Annotated in this window: 22 protein-coding genes and 4 tRNA genes; 8 read left to right on the top strand and 18 right to left on the bottom strand. The window is 58.1% G+C overall.

Annotated elements, in window-relative coordinates:
- The first annotated feature begins 3 nt into the window (after positions 1-3).
- The 3 genes from ACWHXD_RS03980 to ACWHXD_RS03970 are packed head-to-tail and all read left to right on the top strand — an operon-like array spanning position 4 to position 3,258.
- Complete coding sequence (locus tag ACWHXD_RS03980; protein ID WP_019821327.1) at positions 4-1,362, top strand: integrating conjugative element protein; 1,359 nt, start codon at positions 4-6, stop codon at positions 1,360-1,362.
- A gap of 13 nt (positions 1,363-1,375) precedes the next feature.
- Complete coding sequence (locus ACWHXD_RS03975) at positions 1,376-1,744, top strand: hypothetical protein (protein WP_020303098.1); 369 nt, start codon at positions 1,376-1,378, stop codon at positions 1,742-1,744.
- A complete protein-coding gene (locus ACWHXD_RS03970) occupies positions 1,741-3,258 on the top strand; it encodes a conjugal transfer protein TraG N-terminal domain-containing protein (protein WP_020303099.1) in 1,518 nt (505 codons plus the stop codon). Before ACWHXD_RS03975 ends, ACWHXD_RS03970 begins: the two co-directional genes overlap by 4 nt.
- A gap of 31 nt (positions 3,259-3,289) precedes the next feature.
- Here the strand turns inward: ACWHXD_RS03970 and ACWHXD_RS03965 are convergent, their stop codons facing one another.
- A complete protein-coding gene (locus tag ACWHXD_RS03965; protein WP_020303100.1) occupies positions 3,290-3,619 on the bottom strand; it encodes a hypothetical protein in 330 nt (109 codons plus the stop codon).
- Between the two features lie 458 nt (positions 3,620-4,077).
- Here ACWHXD_RS03965 and mobH point away from each other — a divergent pair, with 458 nt between their 5' ends.
- The gene (mobH, locus tag ACWHXD_RS03960; RefSeq protein WP_087716012.1) at positions 4,078-5,961 is read left to right on the top strand and encodes a MobH family relaxase; all 1,884 of its coding nucleotides are present in this window, start codon (positions 4,078-4,080) and stop codon (positions 5,959-5,961) included.
- Complete coding sequence (locus tag ACWHXD_RS03955) at positions 5,958-7,235, top strand: site-specific integrase (RefSeq protein ID WP_019821271.1); 1,278 nt, start codon at positions 5,958-5,960, stop codon at positions 7,233-7,235. The genes mobH and ACWHXD_RS03955 overlap by 4 nt, the downstream gene beginning before the upstream one ends.
- A 169-nt stretch (positions 7,236-7,404) precedes the next feature.
- On the opposite strand, the gene ACWHXD_RS03950 is transcribed toward ACWHXD_RS03955, so the two are convergent.
- From ACWHXD_RS03950 to rluD, 7 genes are all read right to left on the bottom strand, one after another.
- Positions 7,405-7,481 (bottom strand) — tRNA-Pro (locus ACWHXD_RS03950).
- Positions 7,482-7,614: 133 nt separating this feature from the next.
- Positions 7,615-7,690: transfer RNA gene (locus tag ACWHXD_RS03945), tRNA-Lys, on the bottom strand.
- 5 nt (positions 7,691-7,695) lie between these two features.
- Positions 7,696-7,772: transfer RNA gene (locus tag ACWHXD_RS03940), tRNA-Pro, on the bottom strand.
- A 9-nt stretch (positions 7,773-7,781) separates the two neighbouring features.
- A tRNA-Asn gene (locus ACWHXD_RS03935) sits at positions 7,782-7,857 on the bottom strand.
- Positions 7,858-8,152: 295 nt separating this feature from the next.
- Complete coding sequence (gene clpB, locus ACWHXD_RS03930; protein ID WP_003188426.1) at positions 8,153-10,717, bottom strand: ATP-dependent chaperone ClpB; 2,565 nt, start codon at positions 10,715-10,717, stop codon at positions 8,153-8,155.
- Between the two features lie 135 nt (positions 10,718-10,852).
- Complete coding sequence (pgeF, locus tag ACWHXD_RS03925; RefSeq protein WP_138761274.1) at positions 10,853-11,578, bottom strand: peptidoglycan editing factor PgeF; 726 nt, start codon at positions 11,576-11,578, stop codon at positions 10,853-10,855.
- Positions 11,575-12,537, bottom strand: coding sequence for a 23S rRNA pseudouridine(1911/1915/1917) synthase RluD (gene rluD / locus ACWHXD_RS03920; RefSeq protein WP_003188422.1), 963 nt, complete (start codon positions 12,535-12,537; stop codon positions 11,575-11,577). Before rluD ends, pgeF begins: the two co-directional genes overlap by 4 nt.
- 149 nt (positions 12,538-12,686) lie before the next feature.
- Here rluD and ACWHXD_RS03915 point away from each other — a divergent pair, with 149 nt between their 5' ends.
- Both ACWHXD_RS03915 and ACWHXD_RS03910 read left to right on the top strand, forming a co-directional pair.
- Positions 12,687-13,712, top strand: a complete 1,026-nt coding sequence (locus tag ACWHXD_RS03915; protein ID WP_032893630.1) for an outer membrane protein assembly factor BamD — start codon at positions 12,687-12,689, stop codon at positions 13,710-13,712.
- 127 nt (positions 13,713-13,839) lie between these two features.
- A complete protein-coding gene (locus ACWHXD_RS03910; RefSeq protein ID WP_032897621.1) occupies positions 13,840-14,073 on the top strand; it encodes a PP0621 family protein in 234 nt (77 codons plus the stop codon).
- On the opposite strand, the gene thiO is transcribed toward ACWHXD_RS03910, so the two are convergent.
- Genes thiO through pilV form a run of 5 tightly spaced genes read right to left on the bottom strand, consistent with a single transcriptional unit; the run spans position 14,060 to position 17,370 of the window.
- Positions 14,060-15,169, bottom strand: a complete 1,110-nt coding sequence (gene thiO / locus ACWHXD_RS03905) for a glycine oxidase ThiO (protein WP_098949607.1) — start codon at positions 15,167-15,169, stop codon at positions 14,060-14,062. The two genes, ACWHXD_RS03910 and thiO, sit on opposite strands and share 14 nt — an antisense overlap.
- 59 nt (positions 15,170-15,228) lie before the next feature.
- The gene (locus ACWHXD_RS03900; RefSeq protein ID WP_138761272.1) at positions 15,229-15,633 is read right to left on the bottom strand and encodes a type IV pilin protein; all 405 of its coding nucleotides are present in this window, start codon (positions 15,631-15,633) and stop codon (positions 15,229-15,231) included.
- Positions 15,634-15,644: 11 nt separating this feature from the next.
- Entirely contained in the window at positions 15,645-16,175 is a 531-nt protein-coding gene (locus ACWHXD_RS03895; protein WP_138761271.1) for a pilus assembly PilX family protein, read from the bottom strand.
- A gap of 5 nt (positions 16,176-16,180) precedes the next feature.
- Positions 16,181-16,888: a PilW family protein gene (locus ACWHXD_RS03890; RefSeq protein ID WP_138761270.1), complete on the bottom strand. Its 708-nt coding sequence runs from the start codon at positions 16,886-16,888 to the stop codon at positions 16,181-16,183.
- A complete protein-coding gene (pilV, locus tag ACWHXD_RS03885) occupies positions 16,885-17,370 on the bottom strand; it encodes a type IV pilus modification protein PilV (protein ID WP_138761269.1) in 486 nt (161 codons plus the stop codon). Before pilV ends, ACWHXD_RS03890 begins: the two co-directional genes overlap by 4 nt.
- A gap of 196 nt (positions 17,371-17,566) precedes the next feature.
- Here pilV and ACWHXD_RS03880 point away from each other — a divergent pair, with 196 nt between their 5' ends.
- The gene (locus tag ACWHXD_RS03880) at positions 17,567-18,148 is read left to right on the top strand and encodes a GspH/FimT family pseudopilin (RefSeq protein ID WP_138761268.1); all 582 of its coding nucleotides are present in this window, start codon (positions 17,567-17,569) and stop codon (positions 18,146-18,148) included.
- Here the strand turns inward: ACWHXD_RS03880 and ispH are convergent.
- The 5 genes from ispH to ribF all read right to left on the bottom strand — a co-directional run bounded on the left by ispH (position 18,102) and on the right by ribF (position 23,965).
- Complete coding sequence (gene ispH, locus ACWHXD_RS03875) at positions 18,102-19,049, bottom strand: 4-hydroxy-3-methylbut-2-enyl diphosphate reductase (RefSeq protein ID WP_032893637.1); 948 nt, start codon at positions 19,047-19,049, stop codon at positions 18,102-18,104. The genes ACWHXD_RS03880 and ispH overlap by 47 nt on opposite strands.
- 181 nt (positions 19,050-19,230) lie before the next feature.
- Positions 19,231-19,668: an FKBP-type peptidyl-prolyl cis-trans isomerase gene (locus tag ACWHXD_RS03870; protein ID WP_169855857.1), complete on the bottom strand. Its 438-nt coding sequence runs from the start codon at positions 19,666-19,668 to the stop codon at positions 19,231-19,233.
- Between the two features lie 7 nt (positions 19,669-19,675).
- Complete coding sequence (lspA, locus tag ACWHXD_RS03865) at positions 19,676-20,188, bottom strand: signal peptidase II (protein WP_044270796.1); 513 nt, start codon at positions 20,186-20,188, stop codon at positions 19,676-19,678.
- Positions 20,181-23,012: an isoleucine--tRNA ligase gene (gene ileS, locus ACWHXD_RS03860; protein WP_138761267.1), complete on the bottom strand. Its 2,832-nt coding sequence runs from the start codon at positions 23,010-23,012 to the stop codon at positions 20,181-20,183. Before ileS ends, lspA begins: the two co-directional genes overlap by 8 nt.
- Before the next feature lie 14 nt (positions 23,013-23,026).
- On the bottom strand, positions 23,027-23,965 hold the full coding sequence (gene ribF, locus ACWHXD_RS03855; protein WP_057701670.1) for a bifunctional riboflavin kinase/FAD synthetase: 939 nt from the start codon (positions 23,963-23,965) through the stop codon (positions 23,027-23,029).
- Positions 23,966-23,970: the final 5 nt, after the last annotated feature.

Raw genomic sequence — 23,970 nt, 5'->3', positions numbered from 1 at the left:
TACATGAAACTCACCCCCTTGGCGATCTGCCTCATCTGCTGTTTTAGCAGCGCAGTAGCGCAATCTGCTGACCCAATCAACGTCTCCTCCTCTGGCAGCGTCATTGGTGACGACGTGCTCTACAACATCGGCGGGGGGAACGCCGTGACCATGGGGAGCGCCGGCAATATGGACAGTATTTCCGTCGGCGGTGGCTGGAACAACAACCTGGTCTGCGGAAACATGAGCATGAGCAACACCCTGCAAAACCAGTTGAATGGTGCCACCTCTGGATTCCAGAACATCATGAGCTCGGTGGTGCAGAACGCCACCAGCGCCGTCGCCTCGCTGCCAGCCTTGATCCTCCAACGCGCAAACCCAGCGCTGTACAACCTCATCACGAATGGCATCTTGCAGGCTCGGTTGGACTTTGACCGGTCCAAAGGCACCTGCAGGGCCATTGGCGAAAAAATGGCGGATATCGCCGGCAATCAAATGGGCTGGGGCAAGCTTGCTGAAGGTCAAGCAATGAGCCAGGCGCTGACGTCCAACACGGACGCAGTGTCGGCTGTGGAGCAGGTCGAAAAGAAAGGTGGCAACGATGGCGTCACCTGGGTTGGGGGTGATCGAGCAGGAGGTTCCGGCCAGAAGCCAATCCGCATTGTCGGTGACGTCACCAAAGCGGGTTACAACCTGCTGAACAAACGCACGGCCGGCGATACCGGCACGATCAGCAAAGACAGCTGCAACAACGGCATGGTCTGCAATGTCTGGTCATCGCCCCAAGAAGCGACCACATTCGCCAATCGCGTGCTGGGAGAACAGCAACAACAAACCTGTGACAGTTGCCCTAAAACGGTGACAGCAGCAGGTGTAGGCCTCACGCCGCTGATCCAGGAAACATACGACACTAAGCTTAAAGCACTGCAGGAGCTGCTGACTGGAAGAAAAAGTCTATCGGTCGAGAACCTTGAGGCTGCAAGTAGCAACTCTCTGCCCATCACCCGTGGTGTTGTGGCGGCTCTCAAGGATGAGCGAGATCAAGACGTACTCGCTCGCAGACTTGCCTCCGAAGTCGCGCTGTCCGACGTACTGGAGAAAGCGTTGACCCTTCAACGTACCTTGATGGCAGGTAGCCGAGAACCAAACGTCGCGGCTAACGACCTGGCCGTGCAGGCAGTCGGTCAGCAGAGCTCGTCGCTGCAACAGGAAATTGGCAACCTGAAGATGGAGCTGGACATGCGTCAGCAGCTCGCGAAGAACTCACCACTGACCATCATTGAACGCGGCAAAGCTCGGGCCGAAGACTCACGCGGCGTATTTCCAGGAGATCCAGAAACGGATCGCCTGAATCAGTTGCAATCACCTGCCAAGAGCAAATAGTGAGGTGTAGGCAATGACTGATATTCAAGATCCTGTCGCCGCCCCCAACCGCTCACTGACTAGACGTGTCGGGTGGGGCATTCTACTTGTGCTAGGCACTCTACTTGTTACTACCGCCCTCGTAGTGCTACTCAGCGCCGTATTGATGAGCGTGTTCGACAGTGCTGAGCAATGGCAAGCATGGCGTGTCGAAAACTACTGGCCGCTCTTCACCTGGCGACTGATGCTTTATATCGCGTTGACGGTTGCCTGGCTCAAGCTCAAGGCTCGTTTGACGCAATCGAGGCGCAAAGGGTTGCTGAAGATCGAGGTCATGGTGGTTTTATTGTTTGCCATGGTTGAGATGAGCAAAGTGCTGTATCAAGCAGGAGGTGTCCAGTGACCCTCTACACCAATGACTATCTGGAGTACTACCTCACCCTGGTGGGCTGGATCATCAACAACGGCATCTGGGACATGATTTCGGATACCGGTCTGTTCGCCCTGCCCTTCTGCATAATCGTGATTCGAGAATGGCTCAAGGTCCGTGGTGAAGGGGCTGATGAGGGTAACAAAGGCGTGCTTTCACTGGCCCGGATCGAGACCAACATCTATGTTGGTTACGTCGTCGTCGCATTCTTCGCAGTCCCTGCCGTCAATGTGAGTTTCGATACCTTGGCGTTCGATCAAAGTAGAGCCCAGCAATGCCAGTACAACTTACCCAAACCAGCTGACACCGGCTGGAACACGACATTTAGCTCTCTGGCTGGAAAGAGTGCGCAGATGCCAATGTGGTGGGCGTTTATGCATGCGTTGTCAAAAGGGTTGACCAGTGGTGCGGTCGCAGCCATACCTTGCGGGACCGATCTGCGACAGATGCGAATGGACGTAAACAACACCAAGATCAATAACCCGTTGCTGGCCCAGGAGATCGGCGACTTTACCCACGACTGTTACGGACCTTCACGCGCCCGACTTTTCATGCGTCAACCAGATGTGGGCACGAAAGCCAATGACCCCCAGTTCTTGCAGGACCTTAGTTGGATCGGCTCCCACTTCTTGCTGAACACCTCGGGCTACTACGACACAGACTACTCCAAGACTCCCAGAACTTCCTGGCCATACAGTGCTTCGCGTGATGTGGGGTTGCCTCAGGTTAGCGGAGGTGGAGGATATCCAACCTGTAAACAATGGTGGTCCGATAGCGGAGTAGGCTTACGAGATCGTATCAAAGATCAGGTATCACCTGACCTCATGACAAAAATGCTTGGTTGGGCGAAGTGGTTGTCCCAGGACGAAGTAACCGACTCGCTTGTTCGGCAACTGGTCTCACCGTCGAACCAGGTGAAAGGAGATGTTTATACGGACTACGGTGGGCAAATTAACGGGACGGTGTGGAATGGCGCAGCTCGGGCAGCCGGCACTCTTGGAGTTGCACTGGGATCCATGGCCTACTTCCCTGCCATGGACATGGTTCGTCAGGCGCTACCAATGGTCATGGCGTTCTTGAAGATGGCGATGGTGATTTGTATCCCGCTGGTACTGATCGTCGGCGCTTATCAGTTGAAAGTAGCAATGACCATGACAGTGGTATTTTTTGCGCTGATCTTCGTGGACTTTTGGTTTCAACTGGCACGGTGGGTAGATACAACTATCCTGGACGCCCTGTATGGAGCAGGCTCACCCCATTTGTCATTTGACCCTGTCATGGGATTGAACGCTACGACTCAGGATGCAATCCTGAATTTCGTGATGGGTTCGATGTTTATCATCCTACCGTTGTTCTGGATAGGAGCACTTGGATGGGCGGGTATTAGTGCAGGTAAGGCGCTAGAGGGACTTACGAGTGGAACACTAGCCGTTCGAGGTGCTGGAGAGAAAGTTGGTCAAACAGCAGAAAGCAAAATTACAAAGTGAGGGATGTAGACAATGCACAACACTTCATGCCTCACCACTTTTGGCTTTCGTCTTCACGACGCCACAAACTGTTTGGACCATTCCGATCCCAGAGACTCTGAGACTTGCTTTGAACATTAACAGTCTCTTGATTATCAACCTTAGCCATGATCAGCGCGGTAGTCGCGATGAAAGCTACTGCAGTCAACAGGCCAATTATCCAGTTGAACAGTGGTACCGAGAAAAAAAGCACTACTGATAACAACGTCAGCCGTTTGAACCAACGAAGCACTAGATTCGAATCATGCAGAAAGAAGCGCACCACACGACCAAGGCTATAGCCCAAGCGGCTTGCAACGGTCTGTGAGGTGTATGCGGTCATCATGCTTCTCCTAGCCCTCCTTAAACTGGAGGCGCTTTGACATTATTTATAATCCTGATTTCGCGCTGCCGCAAGGCCAATGGATAAACGGGTGCGCCGTCATGAGTTCGCGGACGCCCTACCCCCACCCACCGCCAAATGGCCCAAAAGGGTAAATGGTCTCTAAAAGCGAATGGAATGGTTCACAAGGGTAAAAGCCCTACCCGAAAGGGCTTGCTACGCAAAAAGGTCGTCGCCCTCACCTGCTGTTCGTTGCAACTCATGGAGCGACACTCAATAAAAAAAGGGTTCGGAACCTCGTCGTGCAACTGTTCTGCGCAGGCGAAATCACATGGAGCGTCACACTGATGGCGTAACGCCTCTCGAAATACCCTAACGCAGCCGGTGACCTTTTCCCATTGAAGTAAACCCACCAGATAGCGGAAAAGCCAGTCCATGATTCATTGATGGAGCTGGTGATGTTCTCATTTTTCCGCCGCAGCAAACCCTTGCCTGCTGCCGCCCCTTCACCAAACGGTTTTCTGAAACCTGCCCAGGGACAGGATCTGCTGGCGACCCCACGGCGTCAAAAATTGCTGGAGAACATCTGGCAGCGTGCTTCGTTATCACGCTCACAGTTTGTGGAGCTCTATCGGCGCCCACTGGAGCGCTACGCAGAGTTGGTCCAGCAGCTCCCTGCCTCGCAGAACCACCACCATGCACACCCAGGCGGGATGCTTGATCACGGCTTAGAGATCGTCGCCTATGCGCTGAAGATTCGACAGACCTACCTCCTACCCATCGGCGCACCTCCGGAGTCTCAATCGGCCCAGGCCGAAGCGTGGACGGCCGCAGCTGCTTATGGCGCTCTGATTCACGACCTCGGCAAGATTGCCGTCGACGTGCACATCGAACTGGAGGGAGGTAAAACCTGGCACCCATGGCATGGCCCAATCAACCGCCCTTATCGCTTTCGCTATGTGAAAGGACGCAACTACCAATTGCACGGGGCCGCTGCCGCACTGATCTACGCGCAGATCCTTTCCTCGGAAATCCTGGACTGGCTCAGCGGGTTCCCCGAAGCCTGGTCGCAACTGATCTTTGTGCTGGCCGGCCAGTATGAGCACGCCGGCATATTGGGCGAGATTGTGGTCAAGGCCGACCAAGCCTCGGTCGCGCAGGAGCTCGGCGGTAACCCTGCTCGTGCGTTGTCAGCGCCAAAACAGTCCTTGCAACGTCAACTGGCGGACGGTTTGCGCTACCTGGTGCGTGACACGTTCAAGCTGAATCAGCCTGATGGCCCCTCAGATGGGTGGCTGACACAAGAGGCTCTATGGCTCGTCAGCAAACCGATTGCCGATCAACTACGCGCTTACTTGCTGACCCAAGGCGTTGAAGGCGTACCCAGTTCGAACGCGCCCTTCTTCAACATGCTGCAGGACCAGGGTGTTATCCAGACCAATGCCCAGGATAAGGCCATCTGGAAAGCAACAATCGACAACGGTCGCGGCTGGCGAAATACCTTCACCCTGCTCAAGCTTTCACCCTCACTGATTTGGAGTGATCCCAACGAACGGCCCACCGTTTACGCAGGCACCCTTGAGGTTGAGGCTGGCAATGCAGTGGATGAGCTTGAGGCGCAAAGTCCCAGCGCTGCTCCAGTGAAAAGCTCACCTAAAGCGACTGAAGCTAATGCTGCTCCAGCGCCATTAACGCCGTCACCAACGGCATCCGCTGATACACCACAGCGCCCTTCGAATGATCCAGCTGAATTTGACGCGCTATTGGCACTACTAAATAATGTCAATGAGCCACTAGAGGAAACCCAAAACAGCCCCTTGTCACCAATACAGAGCGTGTCGGCGAAACCGGATGATAGCGAGCCCCTTCACTCTCCTAACCCAGGAGGCGTGCCTTCACCAACTGATAAAGAAGTCATTTCAATGCCCAGCAACACCGAGCTCGGCCAGGGATTCGTTGAATGGCTTAAACAAGGGATCGCCTCTCGAAAAATCATTATTAACGACACCAAAGCACTGGTCCATACAGTAGCCGGGACCGCTATGTTGGTGACGCCAGGAATATTCAAGCGCTACGTCCTTGAGTTCCCCCACATTGAACAGCAAGCCAAAGCACAGCAAGTCAACGCTTGGCAGTTGGTTCAACGAAGTTTCGAGAAGCAAAAACTTCATCGTAAAACCCTGAAGAGCCTGAATATCTGGAACTGCGACGTAATCGGCCCTCGCAAATCAAAACAGCTGAAGGGTTACTTACTATTGGACCCCCTCACGATTTTCTCAGAAGTACCTCTCGATAACGCAAGCCTTTCTTTAAAATTAGAATCAATGGAGTCCCAACAATGACCACCGCCTTGCTACTTACGGAGGAATACATCTTTGCGCGTGACCTTCGACCTGCATCTGCAAAGACTTATCTATCCTCAACCAAAGCGATGCTCGCACATTTTGGGACCACCCCAATCGAACAGATTGATCATCGGTCGATCCTCGCGTGGCGAAAGGAGTTTCTGGCAAATGGTAAGGCAAAACGCAGTTGGAATACTTATTCGAGTCACCTTCGTACTGTATGGAAATATGCGATAAAGCACGAAATGCTTAAACATACGACGGTCAACCCATTCATAGAAACCTGTGTAATTCCCCCAAAACGCCCTAGCAAAATACTCGATGCAAATTTAATTCAAAGATCTCGGAATTGGCTCGACACGCTAGAGGCACAAGAGCGCTGCACAAATGAGCGCAGCCAAGTCACACCCGCTTGGTTTTGGCTTGCTGTATTCGAGGTTTTCTACTACACCGGCATACGACTGAATGCTTTATTGCATTTGCGCTACAAAGACGTCGATCTTGATAAGCAGATGATTCTAATCCGTGGTGAAACGGAAAAAACACATCGAGAGTTCTCTGTGCCCATCATGGAAGGTCTCGCGCCCCACCTAAAACTAATTTTGGATAAAGCGAAGCGCGCTGGCTTCACCCCAGATGATCAATTGTTCAACGTAAACCGTTTTTCAATGCATTACCGTGGGCGAGTAATGACATCGGATCAGGTCGAAGCAATGTACCGTAAGCTGACCCAAAAATTTGGAGCCCGAATCACCCCCCATCGTTTTCGTCATACCTTGGCCACAGATCTGATGAAAGAACCAGATCGAAATATTCATCTCACGAAAAACCTGCTGAATCATTCAAACATCGCGACGACGATGAGCTATGTCGAGGTCGACTACAGCCACATGCGCACGGTCCTGCATGAGCGTAGCGTGATGCAAGGGGCATTAAGACGTATCCGGCGCGAAGACACGAGCGGAGCGTCATCACGATCACATGGGACGGTCAGAAGGCTAGATAGACCGACTGTGAAGCTGCCCTCTTCCAAAGCCTTGGAAGAAATAGCCATAGCCATGGAACTGTCGACGAATCCAACGCTTAAGCAAGCTTTGAATCACGTAGCCAATTACTTTGGTGAAATACAGGAACCTCAGCGCGATCAGGAACATCCGCCTGCAGAAATGAATACCCTAGCTGCTCTCATGTCTTCTGCAATCAGAAGGCCAAGCGTGGCATCAGGGTATTCGAGTGCTGAGTTAGCGAGACCAACCAAATTATCACCATGACAACCGATCAGGGTTAAGCGCGCCGGCGGAGCAGCAGCGCCCTACTGCTTACAAGCACGTATCGCGCATGCCAACATCGCGTTGGTAGAGGCATCTGCGCGCAAAAAATATGAACGCACAAAAAAAAGGCAAAAAAAAGACGCCTAAAAGGCGTCTTTTTCAGCGGAAATGGTCGGGGTAGGGGGATTCGAACTCCCGACATCCTGCTCCCAAAGCAGGCGCGCTACCGGACTGCGCTATACCCCGGCATGTGCAACGAAAAGCCGTTGCACATTGACATCATGCGACAACAAAACTACTGTTTGCCGCAGACGGCTGCATGTCGATCGAGTAGATACTGCTCAACTCCGCCCTACTTAACACACATCCGCTTTGAAAATGGTGGGTCGTGTGGGATTCGAACCTACGACCAATTGGTTAAAAGCCAACTGCTCTACCAACTGAGCTAACGACCCAAATATGGTCGGGGTAGGGGGATTCGAACTCCCGACATCCTGCTCCCAAAGCAGGCGCGCTACCGGACTGCGCTATACCCCGGTTTGAAATTGGCTCCGTGACCAGGACTCGAACCTGGGACCCAATGATTAACAGTCATTTGCTCTACCGACTGAGCTATCACGGAACTACATATTTCAAAGTTACTGCTGTGTTGCTTCCTCTTCGACCCTGTCCGTATCGCTACGTTAGCGTCTCTGAGGCGCGCTATTCTACAATCTTAAAAACCCCTGTCAACCCTTTAAATTGCTTTTAAGACAATGATTTGCGCTTCTTTCTGATTTCTTCTTGGGGAGAAGAAACCCGTGGGCTGACGTTGCTGCGGGGCGCACTTTACAAGCCTTTGCCTTACAGTTCAACGCCCTATCGAAAAAAAAGGCCCCGCAATGCGGGGCCTTCTTTGTTTACGCCAAGCGCTGGGCTTAATGGAAGACGATTTCGTCGTCTTTCACCGTGGCCGTGACGCGAGTACCAGGCATAAAGCTGCCCGACAGGATCAACTGCGCCAGCGGGTTCTCGATCCAGCGCTGGATCGCACGTTTAAGTGGCCGTGCGCCATACACTGGGTCGTAACCGACCGCGATCAGCTTATCCAACGCTTCGCCGCTCAGCTCCAGGTCCAGCTCGCGCTCAGCCAGGCGGCTACGCAGGCGGCCCAACTGGATCTCGGTAATGCCCGCGATCTGATCCCGCGCCAGAGGCTCGAAGATCACCACTTCATCGACCCGGTTGATGAATTCCGGACGGAAGTGCGTGGTCAACGCGTCCATCACCGCCGCACGCTGGGCTTCACGATCACCCACCAATTCCTGGATCTGTGCCGAGCCCAGGTTGGAGGTCATCACGATCACTGTATTACGGAAGTCCACCGTACGCCCGTGGCTGTCCGTCAAGCGACCATCCTCCAGCACCTGCAGCAAGATGTTGAACACATCCGGGTGCGCCTTCTCGACCTCATCCAGCAGGATCACCGAGTAAGGCTTGCGCCGCACGGCTTCGGTCAGATAACCGCCCTCTTCATAGCCCACATAGCCTGGTGGAGCACCGATCAGGCGAGCCACCGAGTGTTTCTCCATGAATTCGGACATATCGATCCGCACCATGGCCTCTTCCGTATCAAAGAGGAACTCGGCCAACGCCTTGCACAACTCGGTCTTACCCACACCGGTCGGGCCCAGGAACATGAACGAGCCGCTTGGACGGTTAGGGTCGGACAAGCCTGCCCGGGAACGCCGTACCGCGTTGGACACCGCCACCACTGCCTCTTCCTGGCCGATGACGCGCTGATGCAACAGGCTTTCCATCTTCAGCAACTTGTCGCGCTCGCCTTCGAGCATCTTCGACACCGGAATACCGGTCCACTTGGAGACCACTTCGGCGATCTCTTCCTCGGTCACCTTGCTGCGCAGCAACTGGTTTTCAGGCTTGCCGTGCTGGTCGACCATCTGCAGGCTGCGCTCCAGGTCCGGGATCACCCCGTACTGCAACTCGGCCATGCGGTTCAGGTCGCCTTTACGGCGCGCGGCTTCCAGTTCCTGGCGGGACTGCTCGATTTTTTGCTGGATCTGCGCCGAACCCTGTACTTCGGCTTTTTCCGAGGTCCAGATTTCTTCGAGGTCCGAATACTCACGTTCCAGGCGGACGATTTCTTCCTGGAGTTTTTCCAGGCGTTTCTTGGCCGCTTCGTCTTCTTCTTTCTTCAGCGCCTGGGATTCGACTTTCAGTTGAATCAGGCGTCGATCCAAACGATCCAGCACTTCCGGCTTGGAGTCGATCTCCATGCGGATGCGGCTGGCCGCTTCGTCGATCAGGTCGATAGCCTTGTCCGGCAACTGACGATCAGTGATATAGCGGTGGCTCAACTTGGCCGCCGCAATGATCGCACCGTCGGTGATCGCCACCTTATGGTGAACCTCATAGCGCTCTTTCAGGCCACGCAGGATCGCGATGGTGTCTTCTTCGCTCGGTTCTTCCACCAGGACTTTCTGGAAGCGACGCTCAAGGGCCGCGTCCTTTTCGATGTACTGACGGTATTCGTTGAGCGTGGTCGCACCGACGCAGTGCAGCTCACCCCGCGCCAAGGCGGGCTTGAGCATATTGCCGGCGTCCATGGAGCCTTCGCCCTTACCGGCGCCGACCATGGTGTGCAATTCGTCGATAAACAGAATGATCTGCCCTTCCTGCTTCGACAATTCGTTAAGCAAGGATTTGAGGCGCTCTTCGAACTCACCCCGGAACTTGGCACCGGCAATCAGCGAGCCCATGTCCAGAGACAGCAGGCGCTTGCCCTTGAGGCCGTCCGGCACCTCACCATTAATGATGCGCTGGGCCAGGCCCTCGGCAATCGCGGTTTTACCCACGCCAGGTTCACCGATCAGCACCGGGTTGTTCTTGGTGCGACGTTGCAACACCTGGATGGTGCGACGAATCTCGTCGTCACGGCCGATCACCGGGTCCAGCTTGCCTTCTTCGGCACGCTTGGTCAGGTCGACGGTGTATTTGTCCAGGGCCTGGCGAGACTCCTCGTGGTTGGGGTCGTTCACCGCTTCGCCGCCACGCAGGTTGTTGATGGCGTTTTCCAGGGCTTTCTTGCTCACGCCCTGGCCGAGCAACAATTTGCCGAGTTTGCTGTTGTCGTCCATGGCGGCGAGCAACACCAGTTCGCTGGAGATGAACTGGTCACCTTTCTGCTGTGCCAGGCGGTCGGCCTGGTTGAGCAGGCGCGCCAGATCCTGGGACATATTCACGTCGCCGGTGGGGTTCTGGATTTTCGGCAGTTGGTCGAGCTCTTTGCTCAACTCCTTGCGCAGGCTGTTGACGTCAAAGCCCACCTGCATCAGCAAGGGTTTGATAGAACCACCTTGCTGTTCCAAGAGCGCCTGCATCAAGTGCGCAGGCTCGATGGCCGGGTGGTCGAGGCCCACCGCCAAGGATTGAGAGTCAGACAAGGCCAACTGCAATTTGCTGGTTAAACGATCAATACGCATTAGTCACCTTCCTTTTGAGCAGGCCGGAGCTATGAACAAACACATCCTGAATGAAGAAACCTGCCAGATACCCTTATAGATGGGGTGGATTCTGGGCGTTTCAAGCGGCGGACGGTTGATACAGGTCAGGACAGTCTAGCGTTCAAGCCAGATAAGGGAGGCGAATCGGCCCGTACGCGGGCTGCGGCGATAAGAAAAGAAACGCGGGTCGGTCACAGTGCACAAACCGCCACCATACACAGCGGTGACACCACACGCTGCCAGGCGCAGGCGCGCCAGCTGGTAGATGTCGGCCATGAACTTGCCAGGGTTGTGGCTGGGAACAAAGGCTTGGGCGGTGGCCGGCAGTTGCTGCATGAATGCTTCACGCACTTCCGGGCCGACCTCAAAGGCTTGTGGGCCAATGGCAGGGCCGAGCCAGACCAGAACCTCTTCAGGGGCGGTATCCAGGCGTTCGAACGCGGCTTCCAGCACACCAGCCGCCAAGCCACGCCAACCGGCATGGGCTGCGGCAACTCGGCTGCCCGCTCGATTACAGAACAGCGCCGGCAAGCAATCGGCGGTCATGGATGTACAGGCGATGCCAGGAGTGCTGGTCCAACTGCCATCGGCCTCGACAGTACGGCTCGGATTGGCCTCAACCACGTGCGTGCCGTGGACTTGGCGCAGCCAGGCAGGCTGGATATCGAAGGCGTCACTCAGGCGACGGCGATTTTCAAGGACGGCCTCAAGGCTGTCCTCGACATGATCGCCCAGGTTGAGGCTGTCGAACGGCGCCAGGCTGACGCCGCCCGCACGGGTGGTGACGCAGGCTTTTACCCGAGCCGGCGCGGGCCAGTCAGGTATCAGCCAGTCACTCATCCGACAAACGCCTCGCGATCCTGCTTGAGCAGCGACAGCAGCCAGACCAGATCGTCCGGCAGTGGCGATTCCCAGCTCATGCGCTTACCGCTCGTCGGATGGTCCAGTTCCAGGAAGCGTGCATGCAGTGCCTGGCGCGGGAACGTCTTGAGCGATTCAACCATGGTCTGGCTGGCCGCTGGCGGAATACGGAAGCGACCACCGTAGGCCGGATCGCCGACCAACGGGAAGTTGATGTGCGCCATGTGCACGCGGATCTGGTGGGTACGGCCGGTTTCCAGCTTGACCCGCACATGGGTGTGGGAGCGGAAACGCTCCAGCACACGGTAGTGGCTGACGGCTTGCTTGCCGCCCTCCATCACCGCCATACGCTGGCGCTGCTGGCCGTGACGACCAATGGGTGCGTTGATCTTGCCACCGGCCACAACAACGCCGATCACAATGCACTCATAGATGCGGCTGACGCTACGGCTCTGCAATTGCGTAACCAGTTGCGTCTGCGCCTGAATGGTCTTGGCTACCACCATAAGGCCGGTGGTGTCCTTGTCCAGACGGTGCACGATGCCGCAGCGCGGCACATTGATGATGTCCGGCACGTGGTGCAACAGGGCATTGAGCAAGGTGCCATCAGCGTGCCCGGCGGCCGGGTGAACCACCAGGCCTGCGGGTTTGTTGATGACCAGGATGTCGTCGTCTTCATAGACGATATCCAGCTCGATGTCCTGGGCGACCCATTCTCCCTGGGCTTCCTGCTCGGCAGTCAGCTCAAGAATCGCACCGCCATGGACTATGTCTCGCGGGCGGATAACCGCTCCATCCACAGTCAGGCGGCCGTCTTTGATCCAGGCGGAAAGGCGCGAGCGCGAGTGCTCAGCGAATAATTGTGCGGCGACTTGATCGAGGCGTTGGCCGCCCAATTCGGACGGCACCTCTGCGCGAAGTTCAATTTTATCGGACATGCTCAGACTAGGCGTGGCGTAGCCTTTGGTTTCGGCTGCGCGCTTGTGGTTAAATACGGCGTCTTTTGCCCCGAGGCTTTCAACGGGGCGCTCATCATAACAGGACGGCCCCGCCCAAGACAGCGGCCGTCATAGGGACGCAAGCCGCCATGCAAGTGAAACACCTGCTGCTGATCGCCATCCTCGCCATGACTGCTGCTTGCTCGTCAACAAAGGACGTCGTCGACGAAAACCTGAGCGAAGTCGAGCTGTACCAGCAAGCTCAGACAGACTTGGACAATAATAGCTTCACCAGCGCCACAGCGAAGCTGAAGGCATTGGAGTCGCGTTACCCGTTCGGCCGCTATGCCGACCAGGCCCAGCTTGAGCTGATCTACGCCAACTACAAGAACGCCGAGCCGGAAGCTGCCAAGTCCGCTGCCGAGCGTTTCATCCGCCTGCACCCGCAGCACCCGAACGTGGACTACGCCTACTACATGAAGGGCCTGACCTCGTTCGACCAGGATGTTGGCCTGCTGGCGCGCTTCCTGCCGCTGGACATGACCAAGCGCGACCCGGGTGCTGCCCGCGACTCCTACAACGAGTTCGCCCAGCTGACCAGCCGCTACCCCAACAGCCGCTACGCGCCGGACGCCAAGCAGCGCATGATCTACCTGCGCAACCTGCTGGCTTCGTACGAGATCCACGTGGCCCACTACTACCTGACCCGTCAGGCTTATGTGGCCGCCGCCAACCGTGGCCGCTACGTGGTGGAAAACTTCCAGGAAACCCCATCCGTGGGCGACGGCCTGGCCGTGATGACCGAGGCTTACCAGCGCCTGCACCTGGACACCCTGGCGACCACCAGCCTGGAAACCCTGAAGCTCAACTACCCTGACCACCCGAGCCTGAAGGACGGCCAGTTCGTGCCTCAGGTTGCCGAAGCGGACAACCGTTCGTGGCTGAGCAAATACACCCTGGGCCTGATCGAGTCCCGTCCACCGCTCCCGCCGGGTGAAACCCGCGCCAACCAGGACGTGATCAAGATGTACCAGGACGCCAAGGACGCCATTCCTTCGGAGCTCAAGCCGCACGACGAGAACGGCGATGTGATCGAAGAAGAAGAGCCGCAAGCCCTGGGCGATAACCAGGACCGTTCGTGGTTCAGCTACATGACCTTCGGTGTGTTCGACTGATTGTTCGACGCAACGCAAAAAGGGAGCTCTCAAGGAGCTCCCTTTTTTATGAGCGAGTATTTATTGCCCTGTGCGGCCGTGATCACCTTGGCTAAACTGGCGCATTCCTTGTCGAGAAATGCCCATCATGCTTCGTCTACTGTTCTGGATTGCCGTCATTGCCGCCGCGGTATGGTTCTGGCGCAAATTCAAAAACCCTGCCGCCCGTCAGCAACGGCCTGCCGAGCCGGATGCGGCCCTGATGGTGCGTTGCGCCCACTGCGGCGTGCACCTGCCGCAGGACCGCGCACTGAGCTCACGCCAGCAATGGTACTGCACCCAGGCGCACCTGGAACAAGGGCCAAAGTCTATCCAGCGTTGAGGCGACCTGCGGGGGCGTAAGGCGCTGGATCGATGATCGGAGCCCGCGCCAGCAGCAAGTCGGCGAACAACTGGCAAGAGGCTGGTGCGAGTACCAGGCCATTGCGGTAATGCCCGCAATTGAGCCACAACCCCTTGAAGCCAGGGACCTCACCGATAAACGGTATACCTTCGGGTGAGCCAGGCCGCAAACCGGCCCAATGCCCGACTACCTCGGCGTCCGCCAAGGCGGGAATCAGTTCCACCGCAGACGCCTTGAGGCTTTCCAGCGCGATGTCGGTTGGCGTCTTGTCGAATCCTTCATGCTCCAACGTGCTGCCGATCAGGATGTGCCCATCCCGCCGCGGGATCGCATAGCGCCCCTTGGCCAGGACCATACTGGATAAAAAGTCGGACGCGCATTTGTACAGGATCATTTGGCCCTTGACCGGCTCCACGGGCAGCCCCAAGCCCAGCGTACCCAGCAACTGCCCGCTCCAGGCCCCGGCCGCAAGCACCACCTGATCTCCCAAAACCTGGCCGGTAGCGGTATTCACACCCACCACCCTGTCGTCGCCGAGCACAAAGCCCGACACATCGCATTGCTCGTAAATCGTCACGTTCGGCAACGCCAGCAGCGCCGCCTTCAGTGATTTGACCAGGCGCGGGTTGCGAACGTTGGCCACGTCGGCCATGTAGATCGCCTGGGCGTAGCCGCCCCCCAGCACCGGCACCGCGTCATGGGCCGCCGACACGTCCACTTTGCTCAACGGCCGCCCTTCACGGGCAGCCCAGGCCAGTGCATCCGCTTCGTCATCCAGGTCGAGCCAATACAAACCGGTGGTATGTACCTCTGGGTCGACGCCTGTGGCTGCAAACAGCCGTTGCGCCAGTTGCGGGTAAAAATCCTGGGACCAATGGGCCAAGGCCGTGACCGCCTGGCTATAGCGCCACGGATACAACGGCGAAACAATCCCACCGCCCGCCCAGGAAGATTCCTGCCCAAGCCCACCGCGCTCCAGCAGCGTGACCGCCTGGCCCTCACTGGCGAGGTTGTACGCCGTCAACAGCCCGATTACTCCGCCGCCGACAATCACCACTTGCTGTTGCTTAGCCATCATTTGATCCAGCCGATAAACAGGGAAAGGCGCGCCCGGCGCCCACGTTTCAAGTACGCTCATCCTTGCCCCCAGCAGACCTTGGGCGACATTTCAGGCACCGCTCCCGGGTTGCTGCGCTTACCAGTGCTGGTCAAGCTGAAGGCTGCGCACGCGTCGTTCGCCATGACCGAGTCCGTAGCAGGTGTGGCGAGCAGGTCAAAATCCTGGGGGTTCAGGACGACACTGATTCTATAGTGATCATTGCCCGCGCTGACGTCGCCCGCATCAATAAAAGTGCCATTCCTCGTGTAAGAACGCTCCAGATGCTGGGCTTGTTCGCTCAACAACGCGACGATCTGCGCCCGGTACACCTTTTTTACCTGCCCGAGGTACCCGGGATACGCAATCCCGGCCAGCAACGCGATGATCGCCACGACGATCAGTAACTCCATCAGGGTAAAACCCTGGCTCTCCTTGCCCATCCGATTGCTCCTTATTGAAGTTGCCGCCATAAGACCCGTCGAAACCTGACACGGCCGCCCTCCTCCACCCGTGCATAGACCGTCTCCAGCACCGTGCGCGATTGCCCCGCGAGCCCGACCGAGGTGACACGAAAAAGCGAGGCCGGGGAACGGGGCGGCAAATGAGCCAGCCCTTCACCCTCCCCGAGGGATTGAATGCCATAAAACCCATCCTTCAACGCAAGCCAGGTGACCGCCGAAACAGGGTTCGTCCCGGCCGCCGTCAAGGAAAAAGCTTCAGCAGGCGGCGCACAGCGGGTGATCGAGTGACAGACAGGCATCGTCTGGCCAGCCCTTTGCACGGCCGACTCTCCCCACCTCAGCCCGCTTTCGGCAGCTTGAAACGATTGATTGCCATGCCACAGGCTGCTCGCGACTTTTTGCTGGGAGACCGCAGCCTGTATCGAAGACAGCCCCACCTGCGACAGCACCAACAGAAACACCAGACTGATCAGCAGCACCATCCCAGCCTGCCGTACACGAATACCACCCTGCATGGTCATTGCCCCTACCCCAGCCGATTCCGCAGTGCCGCCACGACACTGTAGGTCTGGTCCTTCACCCGCCCAGCGGGGTCTTGAAGGGTCATGAGGATGCGCACGCTACGTATCAGCGACTCATCGGCGGGATGGCTGTCGTAGCGCACCACACCCGTTGATGCCGAGGTCGCCGCCATGCCGAAGCTGACATCGAATGCCCGTACGTTATCCATCAATACCGCCCTGGCCGGTGCTGCCGGAGTACTGATCTTCAACTGACCCGATTCGTAGGTGTAGGTAAGTTGACGTATGCCAAAGCGAAGCTGGCCGGGTTCGACAAGGGGTGGTGTGCCGGCATAAGCCCGGGCCACCGCCTTGCAGTCGGAGAGCACCGTCCAGTCGGGCTTGCCGACGCCATCGCCGACATTCGCGGTCACCAGCGTCAGCGACTTCGCACTCCCCGCCCCTTCCCAGCTTATCGGCCGATCAAAGGCAGCTGGAGCATTATCGATAGCGGCCACGGCCAAACACCCCAGCATGCCTGCCTGGCGAATATCCTGGGTGATCTTGCTCAGCACAAACCGCGCATCATCCTGCAGCACCATGGCGGCCTGCTGGCTGGCATGGGTCAACCGCGCACTGACCAGTATCTGGCTCGCTCCAAGTATCAAAACCAACCCGACGGCGAGCGCCAGCAGCACTTCCACCAGGCTGAAACCTCGCACAACACGCTTCATTGCGACACTCCTTGTTCATTGCTGATACGACTGGTCAGGGTGAAGGTTTCCCGCGCCCCTGGGCGGTTTGCTGCCCGGGCATCCGCCCAACTGATGCTGATGGTGACCTCGTGCCCGTTCACCACCACTGAACCTTTGGCATCCTCGCCGGCAAAACCCATGATATTGGCTTCGAAATCGTGCAGGTCCAGGTCACGCACGCTGGCGGTGGCAGTGTTGGGTGGTGCCAGCTCTGCCCTGCCCCATGTGTAATCCGCGCCAGCATTGGTGCGAATACGGTCGAGCATGTCGTAGGCAATAAAGCTCGCTTGGCTGGTCATCCTCGCGCTGTTGGTGTACTTGAGCGCGTTGAGTTGCAGCACCGCAGCGCCCATCAGGCCGATCGCCAAAATCAACAGCGCTACCAGCACTTCGACCAGCGTCATGCCGGACTGGCGCGAGCGCGCAGCGCGCAGGAAAAATCGGTTCTGGCAGGCTGGCATTTGCGTCCTCATCCATGTCGAAGGCCGGTTAAAAAAGCAGGCAAAGCCTGCTGTGCGACCCAAGACTAGCGTCGGTTTTCGAGCCGCGCTGCTCCCGGAATAAAGGGAAATACTTTGGACATAAAGGCCATCATCCAGGGCCAAGGACCAAGCGCTATACCTAGAAAACCCACTCGTGCCCAAGGAGGGAACGCACATGAAACAACGAGGATTCACCCTGATTGAAATGCTGCTGGGGCTGATCGTCACCAGTTTTCTCGCACAACTGGCCGTACCTGGTTTCAAGGGTTTGCTTGAATCACAGCAACGACAAAACGTTGCCCAATCACTTGCCTCCGGGCTGCGCTACGCACGTACCGAGGCCATCGCGCGCAACCGGGCGGTGGTGATTCATGCAAAGAGTGAGGACTGGAGCCTGGGATGGCGCGTGATACTGGATGTGAGTGGGCGCGGCCACCTGGATGACGACAACCCAGTATTGCTGGAGCGTGAGGGCAGTGGGCGCGTGCCGGTCGCCGGTAATGGCCCGGTGACGAGCCAAGTGCGCTTCAGCGGCCTGGGGGAGCCGGTGTTCGCCGGCGGGGGATTTCGTGCCGGCACCGTGCACGTGTGTGACAAGGCCCATGCACAGAGCCTGTATCAGATCGTGCTGGCCCCCAGCGGGCGCATCAGCCTGCGCAGTGACAAGACCGAACAGGCACTATGCCGAGGTTATTCCAGCACCCTGGCCGTCAGAGCAGCGAGCGGACCCGCAGCTCCTTGGGCATCGAGAACGTGATGTTTTCTTCACGACCCGCCAGCTCATCGGCGCCGGTGGCACCCCAGGCCTGCAACTGTTGGATCACGCCGCGCACCAGCACTTCCGGAGCGGAGGCACCCGCCGTGATGCCGATACGCTCGACACCGTCGAACCAGCTGCGCTGCATGTCTTCGGCGCCGTCGATCAGGTACGCCGGTGTGGCCATGCGTTCGGCCAGCTCGCGCAAGCGGTTGGAGTTGGAACTGTTAGGGCTGCCGACTACTAGTACCACATCGCATTCATTCGCCAGTTGCTTGACCGCATCCTGGCGGTTTTGCGTGGCGTAGCAGATGTCATCCTTGCGGGGGCCGCCAATGGCCGGGAAACGCGTGCGCAGGGCGTCGATGACGCGACTGGTATCGTCCATGGACAAGGTGGTCTGGGTGACGAAAGCCAGGCGATCAGGGTTGTGCACCTGCAGGTTGGCAACGTCTTTTTCGTCTTCCACCAGGTAGATGGCGCCGCCGTTGCTGGCATCGTACTGGCCCATGGTGCCTTCGACTTCCGGGTGACCGGCATGGCCGATCAGGATGCATTCGCGGCCGTCGCGGCTATAACGCGCTACTTCGATGTGCACCTTGGTCACCAGCGGGCAGGTGGCATCGAACACCTTAAGGCCACGGCCAGCCGCTTCGGTACGCACGGCCTGGGATACGCCATGGGCACTGAAGATGACGATAACGTCGTCGGGGACCTGGTCGAGTTCTTCGACAAAGATCGCACCGCGTGCGCGAAGGTCTTCGACCACGAATTTGTTATGCACGACTTCGTGGCGCACGTAAATCGGCGGCCCGAAGACTTCCAGGGCGCGGTTGACGATTTCGATCGCCCGGTCCACGCCAGCGCAGAAGCCACGGGGGTTGGCGAGTTTGATTTGCATGCTGTGCCTCGTGCCTTGCAGGCCAAGAAATTGGATCAACTCAGCTCTATAGAATAAGCGTCTGTGGGAGCGGGCTTGCCCGCGATGCAAACGACTCGATGTATCAGGTACACCGAGGTGATGCTATCGCAGGCAAGCCAGCTCCCACACAAGCCAGCCCCACAGGAACCGGTTTCGTCAGTTAGAGCGCTTTAACGTCGATGATTTCAACATCAAACGTCAAGGTTTTACCGGCCAACGGATGGTTAAAGTCGATGGTCACTTGCGCATCATCGAAGGCTTTAACCACTCCGGGCAATTCGGTATTGGCCGCATCATTGAAGATCACCAGCAAACCTTCCGACAGGTCCATGCCTTCGAACTGCGAACGCGGGATGATCTGCACGTTTTGCGGGTTGGGCTGGCCGAAGGCGTTTTCCGGCAGGATCTGCAGGTTGCGCTTGTCGCCCGCCTTGAACCCGAACAATGCTGCTTCAAAACCAGGCAGCAGGTTACCGTCGCCCACCTTGAAGGTTGCCGGGGCCTTATCGAAAGTGCTGTCTACCGTGTCGCCATTCTCCAGGCGCAATGCGAAATGCAAAGTGACTTCCGTGTTCTGGCCGATGCGTTGCTCAGCCAATACCTGATCAGTCATTGACGGTTTCTCCGGTTTTCTTGCTCTTGAACATATCCAGCGCCAGCATGATTGCACCAACGGTGATGGCGCTGTCGGCAAAGTTGAACGCCGGGAAGTAGTAGCGGTTCTGCCAATGCACCAGGATAAAGTCGATCACATGGCCCAGGGCGATGCGGTCATACAGGTTACCCAGCGCGCCGCCCAACACCAGCGCCAGCGCGATGGCCAGCCAAGTGTCGTCGCGGCCCAGGCGCTTTAGCCACACCACCAGCACGGCACTCACCACCACGGCGATCACAGCGAACAGCCAGCGCTGCCAGCCACCGCCGTCAGCCAGAAAGCTGAAGGCGGCGCCAGTGTTGTAGGCCAGGGTCCAGCTGAAGTAATCCGGGATCACCACGATTTGCTGGAACATTTCCAGGGAGCCTTCGAAGTGAGCCTTGCTGACCTGGTCAATGACCAGCACCAGCAGGCTCAGTACGAGCCAGCCCAGACGTCCGAAACGACTGGCTGCATTAGGCATAGTGGCGAACCTCGCCTTCACCGCTGATGTTGTCGACACAACGACCACAGATTTCCGGGTGCTCAGGGTTCACACCCACATCTTCACGGCAGTGCCAGCAACGGGCGCATTTAGGGAAGGCCGACTTCACCACTTTGAGCTTCAGGCCCGGCACCTCGGTGACCACGGCATCTGCCGGGGCCTGGGCGAAAGGTGCCAGGCTCGCGGTGGAGGTGATCAGCACGAAGCGCAGCTCGTTGCTCAGCTTGGCCAGGTCGGCGGTCAGGCCATCTTCGGCAAACAGGGTGACTTCGGCTTGCAGGTTGCCACCCACGGCCTTGGCCGCACGTTGGACTTCCAGCTCCTTGTTCACTGCAACCTTGACGGCCATGACGCCTGCCCAGTACTCGCGGCCCAGTTCGAAGTCGGCCGGCAGTTCGGTCAAGCCTTCGTACCAGGTGTTGAGCATGACGGACTCGTTACGCTCGCCCGGCAGGTATTCCCACAGCTCGTCGGCGGTGAACGCCAGGATCGGTGCGATCCAGCGCACCAGCGCTTCGCTGATGTGGTACAGCGCGGTCTGCGCCGAACGGCGCGCCTTGCTGTTGGCGCCGGTGGTGTACTGACGGTCCTTGATGATGTCGAGGTAGAAACCGCCCAGCTCCTGCACGCAGAAGTTGTGGATCTTGGAGTAGACGTTCCAGAAGCGGTATTCGCCGTAGTGCTCTTGCAGCTCGCGCTGCAGCAACAGGGTACGGTCCACGGCCCAACGGTCCAGGGCGAGCATGTCTTCGGCCGGCAGCAGGTCGGTGGCCGGGTTGAAACCGGTCAGGTTCGACAGCAGGAAGCGCGCGGTATTGCGGATACGACGGTAGGCGTCGGCGCTGCGGGCCAGGATCTGGTCCGACACGGCGATTTCACCCGAGTAATCGGTGGAGGCCACCCATAGGCGCATGATGTCGGCGCCCAAGGTGTCGTTGATCTTTTTCGGTTCGATCACGTTCTTCAGCGACTTGGACATCTTGCGGCCCGTCTCGTCGACGGTGAAGCCGTGGGTCAGCAGCTCGCGGTACGGCGCGTGATTGTCGATGGCGCAACCGGTCAGCAATGACGAGTGGAACCAGCCACGGTGTTGGTCCGAACCTTCCAGGTACAGGTCGGCGCGCGGGCCGGTCTCGTGACCCATCGGGTGCGAGCCACGCAGCACGTGCCAGTGAGTGGTGCCCGAATCGAACCACACATCCAGGGTGTCGCTGATCTTGTCGTACAGCGGCGCTTCGTCGCCCAGCAGCTCGGCGGCGTCCAGCTTGAACCAGGCTTCGATGCCTTCTTGCTCAACGCGCTGGGCCACGACTTCCATCAACTCGACGGTGCGTGGGTGCAGCTCGCCGCTTTCCTTGTTCAGGAAGAACGGGATCGGCACGCCCCAGTTACGCTGGCGGGAGATGCACCAGTCAGGACGGTTGGCGATCATCGAGTGCAGGCGCGCCTGGCCCCAGGCCGGAACGAACGTGGTGTCTTCGATGGCCTTGAGCGAACGTACGCGCAGGGTGTCGCCGCTGGTCGGCTCTTTGTCCATGCCGATAAACCACTGCGCCGTAGCGCGGTAGATCAGCGGGGTCTTATGACGCCAGCAATGCATGTAGCTGTGCTGGATGGTGGCGGTTTGCATCAGCGCACCGACTTCACGCAGCTTTTCGATGATCGGTTGGTCGGCCTTGAAGATGAACTGGCCACCGAAGAACTCGAGCGAAGGCACGTATACGCCGTTGCTCTGCACCGGGTTGATGATGTCATCGTTGACCATGCCGTACTTCTTGCAGATCACGAAGTCGTCCACACCATAGGCAGGCGAGCAGTGAACAATGCCAGTACCCGACCCCAGCTCGACGTAGTCAGCCAGGTACACCGGCGACAGACGGTCATAGAACGGGTGACGGAAGTTGATCAGCTCCAGCGCAGAACCGGTGGTGGTGGCGATTACCGAACCTTGCAGCTCGTAACGCGCCAGGCACGACTCGACCATTTCTTCGGCCAGCACCAGCAGGCGATCACCAACGTCCACCAGGGCGTAGGTGAATTCCGGGTGCACGTTCAGCGCCTGGTTGGCCGGGATGGTCCACGGGGTGGTGGTCCAGATCACGATGGCGGCCGGCTTGGCCAGGCTTGCCAGGCCGAACGCCTCGGCCAGCTTGGCGTCGTCGGCGATCGGGAAGGCCACGTCGATGGTCGAGGACTTCTTGTCTTCGTACTCCACTTCCGCTTCGGCCAGGGCCGAACCGCAGTCAAAGCACCAGTTCACGGGCTTGAGGCCCTTGAACACGAAACCGCCCTTGACGATTTCGGCCAAGGCACGGATTTCACCGGCCTCGTTCTTGAAACTCATGGTTTTGTAAGGGTTGTCCCACTCGCCCAGCACACCCAGGCGGATGAACTCGGATTTCTGCCCTTCGATCTGTTCGGCGGCGTAGGCGCGGCACAGTTCGCGGGTCTTGTCCGCGCCCAGGTTCTTGCCGTAGGTCACTTCGACTTTGTGTTCGATCGGCAGGCCGTGGCAGTCCCAACCCGGGACATACGGCGCGTCAAAGCCCGACAGGGTCTTGGAGCGCAGGATCATGTCCTTGAGAATCTTGTTCAGCGCATGACCGATGTGAATCGTGCCGTTGGCATAAGGAGGGCCGTCGTGCAGGACGAATTTCGGACGATCCTTGCCAATTTCGCGCAACTTTCCGTACAGGCCAATACTGTCCCAGCGCTGCAGGATCTGCGGTTCGCGCTGTGGCAGGCCGGCCTTCATTGGGAAGGCGGTGTCCGGAAGGTTTAGCGTGGCTTTATAGTCGGTCATTTAAGGCTCTTCGGTTAGCGATGGGCGCTAGGTGCGGCTAGTGCACGGGCGGCGGCGACATCCGCATTGATCGCCGTTTTCAACGCCTCAAGGGAGGCGAAACGCTGCTCTTCACGCAGCTTCTGGTGGAAAACCACCGTCAAACGCCGGTCGTATAAATCACCGGCAAAATCCAAAAGGTGAACTTCCAGGTGGGCCTTGCCATCACCTGCAACCGTGGGCCTGACGCCTATATTGGCGACTCCTGGCCACGATTGGCCATCGATGTCGACGCTCACCAGGTAAACCCCGGTCAGCGGCACACGACGGCGCTTGAGTTGCACGTTGGCGGTTGGCGTGCCCAGTTGGCGCGCCAGCTTCTGGCCGTGCAGTACCCGCCCGGCAATGCGGAACGGGCGACCGAGCAAACGCTCGGCCAGGTCGAAGTCGGCGGCGGCCAGGGCGTTACGCACCTGGGTGCTGCTCACACGCAGGCCGTCCAGTTCGACGGTTTGCGCGGCTTCGACAGTGAAACCCTGATTGACACCGGCATGCTGCAGGAAATCGAAATCCCCGACCCGGTCGCAACCGAAATGGAAGTCGTCGCCGACCTCCAGGTGCTGCACGCCCAGGCCATCCACCAGGATGCGGTCGACGAACTCGGCGGCGCTGAGGCTGCGCAAACGCTGGTTGAAAGCCAGGCAGAGGACACGGTCCACGCCCTCTTCCGCCAACAGCTGCAGCTTGTCCCGCAAGCGCGCCAAGCGGGCCGGCGCGGTTTGCGGGGTAAAGAACTCCCGCGGTTGCGGCTCAAAAATCACCACGCAGCTGGGCACGCCCAACTCGACCGCACGCTCACGCAGCCGAGCCAGGATAGCCTGGTGGCCACGGTGAACACCGTCAAAGTTGCCAATAGTGGCGACGCAGCCCCGGTGCTCGGGGCGCAGGTTGTGGAGACCTCGAACCAGCTGCATAACGC

Source organism: Pseudomonas fjordensis (genome assembly GCF_976987115.1).
The sequence above is the reverse complement of the archived record's forward strand: the minus strand, read 5'-3'. Positions and strand labels throughout refer to the sequence as shown.